The organism is bacterium (genome assembly GCA_035371905.1).
Classification (GTDB): Bacteria; Ratteibacteria; UBA8468; order B48-G9; family JAFGKM01; genus JAMWDI01.
Genome location: DAORXQ010000004.1, coordinates 23,651 through 35,521 on the forward strand (window position 1 = coordinate 23,651; position 11,871 = coordinate 35,521).

An 11,871-nucleotide genomic window follows, 5' to 3' on the forward strand; every position below is an offset into this window, starting at 1 on the left:
AAATGAAACTGCTACTTCTCAGTGATTTACATTATAAAAGTGATGGTATTTCAAAAATCCCTGAAAGAAATGTAAAATTCGGGATTGAGTTTTTAAAAAGAATACAGAAGAATTTAAAAGAAGATATTGATGTTGTTATAATTGCAGGAGACCTACTTGATGATGGTGAAAATCCTGATTCAGAAAAGGAATATTTAGAGATAAAAAAGATAATTGATAATTTTAATGCCAAAAAAGTTATTATTGCACCAGGAAATCATGATAAAAAAATTGAAGAATTTTTTGAAATTTTTGGTGATTATAAATATTTTGTTTATGATAACTTTTTATTCTATGTTTTTTACGACAGATATTATGAAGGAGAAATTGCAATTAGAAGTCAGGAAGAAATAGAGAATTTTAAAAAAATTGTAAGAGAAAATCCAGATAAAAAAATTATAGCAGTTCAGCACAATATTATCTTTCCAAAAATAGAAAGTGATTACCCTTTTAATTTACTTGACTGTGAAAAAATTCACAAACTTTATAAAGAAAATAATGTTTTTCTTTCAATAAGTGGACATTACCACAGGGGACTGGATATTCTTAATAATGAAGGAGTTTACTATTTTACCTTACCTGCTGTATGTGAAGAACCATTTAAGTATTTTTTGGTTGAAATTTCAAGTGAATTAAAAATTGAAGAAAAACAATTGAAGAATAAAATAACCGCTACTGACTTTCACTGTCATACTGAATTTGGATACTGCGCAGAAGATGTTAGTATGGAAAAAGTGATTGAAAGATGTAAGTTGTTTGGTGTGGAAAAAGTTTATTTTACAGAACATGCAGGACAACTTTATCTACAGCCGGAAGATTACTGGAATTTCAAATTTTTTTATAACCCTGATATTTTAAAAAAACAGAGAGATGAAAAAAAGGATAGGATTAAAGATTATGTAGAAAAATTTAAATCTCTGAATTCTAATATGGCTGGAATTGGACTTGAAGTTGAAATTGATAAAAATGGAAAAATATCATTACTTGAAGAGGACAGAAAATTTTTTGAAATACTTGTTGGAGCAGTTCATTATTTACCTGATGAGTGGTGTACAAGTAAAAGTGAAACAGAAAAAAAGTTCTTATGGTCTGTTGAAAAACTCATTGAAAATAAAATTGATATACTTGCTCATCCTTTCAGATTTTTTTACAGAAAAAATCTGGAAAAGCCAGAATATTTATACAGGGATGTTGTAAAAATGTTGAAAGAAGGAAAGGTAAAAGCAGAAATAAATTACCATCATAATAATCCGGAATATAGATTTTTCAGAATGTGTATGGAAGAAAATGTGAAAATTGTTTTTGGTTCAGATTCTCATAATTTAATTGAAGTTGGAGATTTTTCAAAACATATTGAATTTCTGGAAAAAATAAAACTATAAATTCTTTGCTATCTCTTTTAAATCATTTTCAAAACTTTTAAATTTCTCTATCTTTTCATTTTTTCCACCAAATTCAATTATATATGGACCAAAAAAACCTTTTTTCAAAGTTAAAGATAAAACTTCCTTCCATTCTATATTTCCATCTCCATAATGTAAATGTTCATCTTTATCTCCATTATTATCGGATACATGAACAATACCAAAAAATTTATAAAGTTTTTCTATAAATTCAAAAATATCTCCATTTAAGTTTGCATGTCCGTAGTCAAAACAGAATTTTAAAGAAGGGGAATTTATTTTTTCAAAAAAGTAAAGAAATTCTTGAGGGCTGTTGCCAAGTTCATCAATATAATGATTTTCAATACAGATTTTAATATTTTTTTTCTCATATAAAGAGATTACATTTTTTAGAACCTCAAAAACAATATTAAGTCCAATTTCTCTTTCAGAATATTTTCCAAGGTGAGCGGTTAAAAAACTGATTTCAGCAATTGAACAGATATTTAAATAATCTTTCATCTTCAAAATTGCTTCTTCTTTACCAATTTCAGGTATATTATCCCAGATATGTAATCCAGTTTCTATATTATATTTTTTCTTAAATTCTTTCATAAGCAAAAGGTCTTTTTCTTTTAATAAATCTGAGTAAGAAAATTCTATAAATTTAAAACCGAATTCAACTGCACATCTTTCAAATGCTTCTTCTAAACTATGCCATATAAAATGTAAACTGCTTATTCCAATAATCGGTTCTGTTTTCATAAAAAAAATAGATTTTTAAACTCTATAAGTTTTGCAGATTTACCATGACCCGGATAAATAATAAAATCATCCGGTAATGGAAGAATTTTTTCTTTTATTGATTTTATCAATCTTTCTTCATCTCCTTCAGGAAAATCAGTTCTTCCAATTCCATCAGCAAAAATTGTATCTCCTGTAAATAAAATATTTTCTATTTTAAGACATATACTTCCTGGTGTATGACCTGGTGTGTGTATAACCTCAAAATATAATTTCCCTATTTTTATCACATCTTTTTCTTCAACTGTAATAATATTGTCATTTTTACTTACATAAGGGACGGAAAAAAATGAAGATAGATTTTTTTCAGGGTCTTTTAAAAATTCAAAATCATCTTTATGGATGTAAACAGAAAGATTGAATAAATGATTTGCACCTATATGATCAAAATGTCCGTGAGTATTTATTATCATTACAGGTTTTAAACCGAGTTCTTCTATCCTTTCTTTTATTTTTTCTCCGCTATCTCCAGGGTCTATAATTCCACATATTTTTTCTTCCTCACACCCAACAATATAGCAATTTGTAAAAACATCACCAACAATTATTTTTTCTATAATCATCCTATCTTTTCTCCATAAAGGTCATATGAATCTGTTTTTTTTATTTTAACATTATAAAACTTACCTGTTTTAAGATTTTTCCCTTTTATATATACAAGACCATCTATTTCAGGAGCATCATATTCAGTCCTGCCAGTATAAAAATCATTATCTTTTTTTTCTATAAGAACCTTTAAAACCTTTCCAGTATATTTTCTTAAAATTTTTTCTGATACATCTTTCTGTTTTTCAATAAGGATTTTCATTCTTTCCTCTTTTATTTTTTCTTCTATTTGTTCTTTAAAATTATAAGCAACTGTTCCTTTTTCTCTACTGTACTTAAAAAAGCCAACTCTATCAATTTTAACTTCTTCAATAAATTCCAGAAGTTTTCTGAAATCTTCTTCTGTTTCGCCAGGAAAACCTATAATAAAATTTGTCCTTATTGCAGCAGAAGGTACTTTGCTTCTTATTTTATCAATTAATTTTTTATAGTCAATAATCGGTCTATTCATCTTTTCAAGAATTTTTTGAGACACATGTTGCATCGGTATATCAAAATACTTACATATTTTTTTACTACCTCCTATTTTTTCAATCAATTCATCTTTTATATGTCCCGGATGCATATACATAACTCTTATCCATTCAAAATTGAATTTTTCAAGTTCTTCAAGTAATTTAATCAAATTTGAACCATCTTTTAAATCTTCACCATAATTTGTTGTATCCTGAGCAATTAGTATAATTTCTTTGAAACCGAGTTTTTCAATATTTTCTGCCTCTTTTAAAATATTTATGATTTTTCTGCTTCTTAAAGGACCTCTCAATTTAGGAATTAAACAATAACTGCAAAAATTATTACAGCCATCAGAAATTTTTATGTATGCATAAGGAAAAGTTGTTATAAGACGGGGAAATTCTTTTCTGCAGGTAAAAAAACTTTCCTTTATTCTAATAATCCCTTCTTTTTTCTCCTTAATAATTTTTAAAACTTCTTCAGGATTACCAACTCCCCCAATTCCTTTCAATTTTCCAAATTTAAGTAATTTTTCTTTCTCTCTCTGAACAAGACATCCCCAGATAATCAGTTCTTTATTTTTTCTCATAATTTCTTTTATGTTTTCTTCTGATTCTTTTACTGCTTCTCTTATAAAACCGCAGGTATTTATTATTACAAGGTCTGCTTCATCTATTGAATCAGTTATTATAAAACCTTCTTCTCCTAAAATTGCAAGTAACTGTTCTGAATCAACAAGATTTTTAGGACATCCGAGAGAAATAAGATGGATTTTCATTTTATAAGATTTTCAAAAAGTAAATTCCCTATAAGAAGAAGTAAAATGAAAAGAAGAAACAGAAAAATTAAAATATAAAACTTCGTATCAGAATAAAATTTTTTTTCATTTTTTTCTTTATTTCTTTCATCTTTCCTTTCTCTTTTCGGTTCAATAATTTCTTCCTCACAAGTTTCTTTTTTTTCTTCAAAAAGTTCGTCCAGATTTATTCCTTCAATCCCCAGATAATCAAGATATTTTTTTAAAACTGCTTTTCTGTAAAAATTACCCGGAAATTTATTCCATTCTCCATCTTCAATATATTCTATGAACTTCCTAACTATTTTGGTATCTCTGTAAATCCTATCGTAATCAATCTCTTTTTTCTCTCTTTCTTTTTTTATTAACTCACTTAAACTCTTCAAATCCATTGTCTTCTGAATTTTGCTGATTCTCTTCCATATTTATTATTACTTTCCTTGGCTTCCCTTCCTGATACGGTCCAACAATTCCTTCTTCTTCCATCCTTTCAATCAACCTTGCTGCCTTATTAAAACCAATTCTCAATCTTCTCTGAAGCATTGAAATTGAAGCAATTTTAGTCGTAATCACAATCCTTTTTGCCTGTTCATAAAGAACCTCTTCATCATCATATTCTGTTTGTAATATTTCAGGAGTTTCTTCTTCCTGGGTCTTCCTTTCAAGAATTTCCATATTATATTCAGGGATTCTCTGTTTTTTTATGAATTCACATACTTTTTCTATTTCTTCATCTGAAATGAAACTTCCTTGAATTCTTATCAAACTTGAACTTAAAGGTGGTAAAAACAGCATATCTCCCCTACCAAGTAACTTTTCAGCACCAATTCTATCAAGGATTGTTCTTGAATCAAATTTAGATGGTACCTGAAAAGAAATTCTACATGGCAAATTGGCTTTAATCACACCTGTTATAACATTTACTGATGGTCTTTGTGTTGCTAAAATCAAATGTATTCCTGCTGCTCTTGAAAGTTGTGCAAGTCGTATAATACTGTGTTCTATCTCATTTTTTGCAACCGCCATCAAATCAGCAAGTTCATCAATGACAACTACAATATAAGGCAATGGATTATCTTTAAAAATATTATTATAAACATCAATATTCCTGACTTTATGTTCTGAAAAAAGTTTATACCTTCTTGTCATTTCACCGATTAACCATTTTAAAGCATTAACTGCCTTTTTAATATCAACAATAACAGGACAAAGCAGATAAGGAAGGTCATTGTAAAGAGTAAGTTCAACCATTTTAGGGTCTATCATTATAAATTTAACTTCATCAGGACTTGCTTTATATAAAATTGAAGTTATTAAAGAATTGATACAAACAGTTTTGCCTGAACCTGTTGCTCCTGCAATTAAAAGATGTGGCATCAATTTTAAATCTGTAACAATTGGTCTACCCATTATATCCTTTCCTATAGCAAGTGTTAATTTGGAAGGAGAACGTTGAAATTCTTTACTTTCAATTATCTCTCTTAAATATACGATAGAAATTTCTCTGTTTGGAACTTCAATTCCCACTGTTGATTTATTTGGTAAAGGTGCAACAACTCTTATAGTTGTTGTTTTCAGATTCATAGCAATATTGTCCTGAATTTTAAAAATCTTTTGAACCTGAATACCTGGTGCAAGTTGAACTTCAAACATTGTAACTCTGGGTCCCTGATTTATTTGAACAACTTCTCCTTCTATATCAAATTCAGAAAGTGTTTCTTCTATCACCTGAGCATATATTTCCAAGTCCTCTTTTGTTTCTTTTTGTGTGGGATTTCCTATTTCAAGAAGGTCAACAGGAGGTAAATTATAAACTACACCTTTTTGTCGTGAAATAGATGTTTTCTTTATTTTCTTTTTTTCCTTTTCCTCCTTTATTTCTTCTTCTGTCTCTGTTTTTTTCTCTTCTAACTTTTCTTCCTTTGGCTGTGGAATTTCTATCTTTTCTTTTGTTTCAAATATTTTTCTCTTTTGCTTCTGTGGTAAACTTACCTTTTCAGGAACAGGAATTTTATCCTCATTAAAAAAATAATCATTGAAAACTACTTTAAACGGTTCAGTATACATTCTATAACTTATACCAATAAATAAAATCCCTGAAAGTCCAAGAATAAAAAATATACCATTTTCTCCAAAATACTCTTTTAAAACAGGCGTTAAAACAGTTCCTAAAAGTCCTCCATCAAAATTTCCCAGAGAACCTCTGATTACTGTTAAAAATACAGATAATGTTAAAAGAAGACCTGTGATACTTGTTATTCTTTTCCATAATCTTTCTTTTTCTCCCCATATGATATTGTATCCTAAGAAAAGCATAAAGATTACAATCAGGTATGAACTTTTACCAAATAAAAAGAATAGAAGTCCTGTTAGATATGACCCGAATTTTCCACCAAAATTTTTTATATTCTCATTTATTGGAAAACCTATCTGACAGAATTTAAATGTAGGGTCAAAAGGGTCAAAAGATATAAAGGAAAAAAACAAATAAAAAGTAAAACCGAATATTAAAATACCTTTTACCCAGTTTTCTAAGTTCTTCCATTTCATCTTAAATATAATTTACCACCTATTTTTTACATTGACAACAGGATTGAAAAACCTAATCTGGAAAACCTTGTCTATCAACAATTCTCCAGTCCCACCTTAAAGGTGGGATAAAGGTTTGAATTAAAGTTTATTTTCTGGTATTCTATAACAAAAAGGAGAAAAAAATTAAAACAAGAAGACAGTTAAAAGTTGAAAGTATGTTAAGAGAAGAAATAGAAAATATTATAAGAAGAGATGTTTCAGACCCGAGAATCTGTTTTTTTACAATTACATATGTTCATATTACAGGCGACCTTAAAAATGTTAGAGTTGGTATAAGTTTCATGGGTGATGAAAAGGAAAAAGAAAATGCTTTTCGTGGTATTTTAAGTGCTCAAAAATTTATACAGCATAAACTTGGACAGAGAATATCCCTTAAATTTACACCAAGTATTGAATTTGAACTTGATGAAAGAAAAGAAATAAGGATTGAGCAACTTTTAAAAGAGATAAAGAAAGAAAATGAGGATTGATGTTAAAAGTACAATTGAAAATACATTAAAAAAATCTATAATTGACTTTAAAAAGGATGTAAATTTTGATGTTTTACCTGTTGAAAAGGAAGAGTTTGGCGATTTTTATACAAATATCTCCTTCAGACTTGCTGATAAAGAAAATTCACCTCAAAAAATTGCTGAAGTTATAAAAGAGAAAATCTATCCTGATTTAAAGGGAATAATTAAAAAAATAGAAGTAAAGAATGGCTTTATTAATTTTTTTATTGATGAGGATATTTACAGACAGCATATTTTAAAAATCTGTCAAAATCAAAAAGAATACTTAAAGGAAAATATAGGTAACGGGAAAAAAGTCCTTATTGAATTTGTAAGTGCAAATCCCACAGGTCCTTTAACAATTGCTCATGGAAGACAAGCAGCATATGGTGAATCACTTTCAAGAATATTAAAATTCTGTAATTTTGATGTGACAAAGGAATACTATATAAATGATGCAGGAAGACAGATGGAATTACTTGGAGAATCTTTAAAGGCAAGATATTATCAACTTAAAGGAGTTGATTATCCAGTCCCTGAAGAAGGATATCTTGGTGAGTATCTAATTGATATTGCAAGGAAGATAAAAGAAACCAAAGATGACAAAAAATTTTTTACCGAATTTGCAGAAAATGAAATACTTAAAGATATTAAAAATGACCTTAAAAATTTTGGCGTTTCTTTTGATAATTGGGTTAGAGAAAGTCAGTTCATTAAAAATAAAGAAGTTGAAAATGTTTTAAATATCTTAAAAGAAAAAAATTTGATTTATGAAAAAGATGGAAGTTTATGGTTTAAAAGTACTTATTTTGGAGATGATAAGGATAGGGTTGTTGTTAAGAGTGATGGAAGTTATACATACCTTGCAACAGATATTGCTTATCACAAATTTAAAATTGATAGGGGTTTTGAATTTCTTATCAACATAGTTGGACCGGACCATCACGGATATATTCCAAGATTGAAAGCATCCGTTGCTTCTTTAGGTTTTAATCCCGACAATCTTTCTGTTCTGATAGTTCAACTTACAACTCTATATAGAGGAAAAGAAAAATTATCAATGTCAACAAGAAAAGGACAGTTTATAACTTTAAAGGAACTTGTTAATGAAATAGGTCCGGATGCTTCCAAATTCTTTTTTCTTTTCAGAAAAATAGACAGTCATCTTGATTTTGACTTAGAAGTTGCTAAAAAAAAGTCAAATGAAAATCCTATTTATTACCTTCAATATGCATATGTTCGTCTGAAACATCTAATTGAATTCGGAAAAGAAAAAGGATATAAAATTGATAACTTTATACCGGAGATTGATTTGTTAAATAAAGAAGAAGAAATTGAAATAATGAAAAAGATATGGAAATTTAATGATGTTATAAGAAGTGTTGTTAAAACATATGGAGTTCATTTACTTGCTGAATATTTACTTGATGTTTCAAAGTTATTCCATTCATATTACCAGAAATACAGAATAGTTGGGGGAGAGAAGGATTTAACATATGCACGACTTTTTCTTGTAAAGTCGCTTCTTATAATTTTTGAATTATCTCTAAATCTTTTAAATGTTTCTCTACCGGAAAGAATGTAATTTTGAAAATTTTTTATTTGGTTTATAATATTTATAAAAAGGAGGGAAAAATGAAACTGGGTGTTTTTATAGTGGTTTTTGGGGGTAAAAGTTTTGATGAAGCACTTGATAAGGTGAAGGAATTGGGACTTGAAGCAGTTGAAATAGGAACAGGTAATTATCCAGGAGATGCTTTCTGTAAGGTTGGTGAATTACTTGAAAATGAAGGGAAATTAAAAGAGTTTAAAAAAGCAATAGAAAAAAGAGGTCTTGAAATATCTGCTTTATCCTGTCATGGAAATCCTCTTCATCCAGACAAAAGCATAGCAGAATCACACAGGCAGGTTCAGAGGAAGACAATTTTACTTGCAGAAAAACTTGGAGTAGGAAGAATTATAACATTTTCTGGTTGTCCCGGAGATAATGAAAATGCAAAATATCCAAACTGGGTAACATGTCCATGGCCCACAGATTTTTCAGAAATTTTAAAATGGCAGTGGGAAAAAGTAGTGATTCCTTACTGGAAGGAAGAAACAGCATTTGCAAGAAAACATAATGTAAAAGAAATATGTCTTGAAATGCATCCCGGTTTTGTCGTATATAATCCGGAAACACTTTTAAAATTAAGAGAAGCAGCAGGTGAAGAAATAGGAGCAAATTTTGACCCGAGTCATCTTTTCTGGCAGGGGATAGACCCGATAGCGGCTGTGAGGAAACTTAAAGGTGCAATATATCATGTTCATGCAAAAGATACAAAAATAAACCCTTACACATCAAGTATAAATGGAGTTCTTGATACAAAAACATATCTTGATGAAGAAAATAGGTCCTGGATATTCAGAACAGTTGGATATGGACATGGATATGAATTCTGGAATGATTTTATTTCAACATTGAGAATGGTGGGATATGATGGTGTATTAAGTATTGAACATGAGGATAGTTTAATGAGTGGTGAAGAAGGACTTAAGAAAGCAATTGAATTTTTGAAAAATGTATTAATTAAAGAGCCAAAGCCAAAAGCATGGTGGACTTAATCTGATTTACTTATTTTTTAAAAAGGGTTAAATATTCTTCTGCAACTTTAAGGTCTTTGAATGCTTCTTTTGCATCGTTTGGTGGTTTTATTTCTCCTTTAATTGCTTTAACAAAATTTACTGCCTGCTGATACATTGCAGATACCCATGGGAAGTGAGGAATTATTGTTAAAGGTGAAGGAATATCTTTATAAATTTTGACTTTACCGGGTCTATTTGAAGCAAGAGGAGCAGGAAGCGAAAGTTCAATATATCCTTTCTCAAAACATATAAAAACTTTTTCTTCCCATTCAATAGATGTATTATAGGGTGCCATTTCTATAACTCCTGAAATACCTGAATTACTCTCCACTACCATTAAAACCTTTGAACTATCCGCAAATTTAACTTTGTAGTCCTCTCCCAAAATAAATCTCATAAAGTTTATCTGATGAATATAATAGTTCACAAAATCAACATATTCTTTAAATTCAAATTCATCCATATTTTTCGGTTTCGGGTCATATTCAATATTCTCTGGTAATTTTTCATCTGTGATAATTAAATCCTTAAAACCTCCTGCAATCCAGTCACCGGGTGGCATTGTTATTCTTACATATCTTAATTTTCCAATCTCACCTGTTTTTTTAAATTCATCAATTAATTTTTTAACATAAATTGAAGCAGGGTCACTTCTCTTATGATAACCCACCATTACCCAGGTTCCTGACTTTTCAATAATTTCCAGTATTTTTTCACCAATTTCAACAGAACTTGCAAGTGGTTTTTCTATAAAAACAGGTCTTTTTGCTTTCAGGATTTCTTTAAGAATTACATAATGTCTTGTAAATGGCTGTGATGCAACTATCCCATCAAAATCTTCTTTTTCAATCATTTCATCAAAACCTTTATAAAAATTTTTAATTCCGTATCTCTCTGCAACTTTTTTTCCAAGTTTTTCCCTTATCTCACATATTGCAACGACCTCACAATCAGGAATAAGAACATAATTTTTCAGATGAGCACACTGGCCCATTGCACCAACACCAACAAACACAATTTTAATTTTTTCATTATTCATTTTTTCTCCCTTTGAAATTTTACTTTCTCTATATTTTTTTGTAAAATTATAAATTATGGAAAACTTTTTTCAAGATATCTGGAGAAAAATAGAAAATTTCTGGATTAAAAAAGGATGTCTTTTGTGGCATCCTTATAATGTTGAGGTAGGAGCAGGAACCTTAAATCCAGCAACCTTTTTTGGGATAATAGGAAACAAAAAATGGAATGTTGTATATCTTGAGCCCTCTGTAAGACCTGCTGATGGAAGGTATGGAGAAAATCCTGTAAGATTGTATCTCCATCATCAAATTCAGGTTATAATGAAACCACCCCCTTTTGATATACAAAAAATTTATCTTAAAAGTTTAGAATATCTTGGAATTTCAACAAAAGAACATGATATAAGGTTTATAGAGGATAACTGGGAAGCACCTACGCTTGGTGCGTGGGGAGTTGGATGGGAGGTCTGGATAGATGGACTTGAAATTACACAATTTACATATATGCAACAGGCAGGTGGAATCGATTTAATACCCCCTGCAGTTGAAATTACATATGGTCTTGACAGGATAGTAAATTTTTTACAGAAAGAAAAAAATGTTTTTAATTTATACTGGAATAAAGATGTAAAATTTGGAGATATTCAAAAAGAAAGAGAAAGAGAATATTCAGTTTATTCTTTTGAAAATGCAGATGTAAATTTATTATTTGAAATATTTGAAAAATTTGAAAAAGAGGCAGAAAAGATTCTTAATAGGGAATTAATTTATCCTGCATATGATTATATTCTGAAACTTTCTCATATTTTTAATTTACTTGATTCAAGAAAAGCAATCAGTGTAAGTGAAAGAGTAAGATATATCCAGAGGGTGAGAAAACTTGCAAATAGATGTGCTTTGCTTTACATTGAAAAAGGAAAAGGTATAATATAAACTATAATGAAGGAAAAATTTAGAGCCGGGATGGTGGAATTGGCAGACACGTACGTTTGAGGGGCGTATGGCGTATGCCGTGGGGGTTCGAGTCCCCCTCCCGGCACCAGTTTGAGTATAGTAATTATTGA

The 11,871-nt window shown here is 29.4% G+C and carries 11 protein-coding genes and 1 tRNA gene; 6 read left to right on the top strand and 6 right to left on the bottom strand.

The genetic code is table 11. The features are described 5' to 3' along the window. The first annotated feature begins 2 nt into the window (after nucleotides 1-2). Nucleotides 3-1,421 carry a metallophosphoesterase gene (locus PKV21_00910; protein ID HOM26049.1) on the top strand — a complete coding sequence of 473 codons (1,419 nt, stop codon included), beginning with the start codon at nucleotides 3-5 and terminating at the stop codon, nucleotides 1,419-1,421. Here PKV21_00910 and PKV21_00915 read toward each other — a convergent pair. From PKV21_00915 to PKV21_00935, 5 genes are read right to left on the bottom strand one after another with little or no spacing between them, the layout of a single operon-like run. Further along, nucleotides 1,416-2,186: a sugar phosphate isomerase/epimerase family protein gene (locus PKV21_00915; protein ID HOM26050.1), complete on the bottom strand. Its 771-nt coding sequence runs from the start codon at nucleotides 2,184-2,186 to the stop codon at nucleotides 1,416-1,418. The genes PKV21_00910 and PKV21_00915 overlap by 6 nt on opposite strands. Continuing rightward, nucleotides 2,183-2,788, bottom strand: a complete 606-nt coding sequence (locus PKV21_00920) for an MBL fold metallo-hydrolase (GenBank protein HOM26051.1) — start codon at nucleotides 2,786-2,788, stop codon at nucleotides 2,183-2,185. Before PKV21_00920 ends, PKV21_00915 begins: the two co-directional genes overlap by 4 nt. Then, on the bottom strand, nucleotides 2,785-4,065 hold the full coding sequence (rimO, locus tag PKV21_00925; protein ID HOM26052.1) for a 30S ribosomal protein S12 methylthiotransferase RimO: 1,281 nt from the start codon (nucleotides 4,063-4,065) through the stop codon (nucleotides 2,785-2,787). Before rimO ends, PKV21_00920 begins: the two co-directional genes overlap by 4 nt. Further along, the gene (locus PKV21_00930; protein HOM26053.1) at nucleotides 4,062-4,475 is read right to left on the bottom strand and encodes a helix-turn-helix domain-containing protein; all 414 of its coding nucleotides are present in this window, start codon (nucleotides 4,473-4,475) and stop codon (nucleotides 4,062-4,064) included. Before PKV21_00930 ends, rimO begins: the two co-directional genes overlap by 4 nt. After that, nucleotides 4,453-6,633, bottom strand: a complete 2,181-nt coding sequence (locus PKV21_00935) for a DNA translocase FtsK (protein HOM26054.1) — start codon at nucleotides 6,631-6,633, stop codon at nucleotides 4,453-4,455. Before PKV21_00935 ends, PKV21_00930 begins: the two co-directional genes overlap by 23 nt. Nucleotides 6,634-6,797: 164 nt before the next feature. Here PKV21_00935 and rbfA point away from each other — a divergent pair, with 164 nt between their 5' ends. From rbfA to PKV21_00950, 3 genes are read left to right on the top strand one after another with little or no spacing between them, the layout of a single operon-like run. Beyond that, nucleotides 6,798-7,145: a 30S ribosome-binding factor RbfA gene (gene rbfA, locus PKV21_00940; protein ID HOM26055.1), complete on the top strand. Its 348-nt coding sequence runs from the start codon at nucleotides 6,798-6,800 to the stop codon at nucleotides 7,143-7,145. Next, nucleotides 7,135-8,751, top strand: coding sequence for an arginine--tRNA ligase (gene argS / locus PKV21_00945; GenBank protein ID HOM26056.1), 1,617 nt, complete (start codon nucleotides 7,135-7,137; stop codon nucleotides 8,749-8,751). The genes rbfA and argS overlap by 11 nt, the downstream gene beginning before the upstream one ends. Before the next feature lie 50 nt (nucleotides 8,752-8,801). Next, nucleotides 8,802-9,767, top strand: coding sequence for a sugar phosphate isomerase/epimerase (locus PKV21_00950; GenBank protein HOM26057.1), 966 nt, complete (start codon nucleotides 8,802-8,804; stop codon nucleotides 9,765-9,767). A gap of 10 nt (nucleotides 9,768-9,777) precedes the next feature. On the opposite strand, the gene PKV21_00955 is transcribed toward PKV21_00950, so the two are convergent. Further along, on the bottom strand, nucleotides 9,778-10,827 hold the full coding sequence (locus PKV21_00955; GenBank protein ID HOM26058.1) for a Gfo/Idh/MocA family oxidoreductase: 1,050 nt from the start codon (nucleotides 10,825-10,827) through the stop codon (nucleotides 9,778-9,780). A 55-nt stretch (nucleotides 10,828-10,882) separates the two neighbouring features. Between PKV21_00955 and PKV21_00960 the strand changes: the two genes are divergently transcribed. Next, nucleotides 10,883-11,740: a glycine--tRNA ligase subunit alpha gene (locus tag PKV21_00960; protein HOM26059.1), complete on the top strand. Its 858-nt coding sequence runs from the start codon at nucleotides 10,883-10,885 to the stop codon at nucleotides 11,738-11,740. 24 nt (nucleotides 11,741-11,764) lie between these two features. Continuing rightward, nucleotides 11,765-11,849, top strand: a tRNA-Leu gene (locus tag PKV21_00965). Nucleotides 11,850-11,871 lie beyond the last annotated feature (22 nt).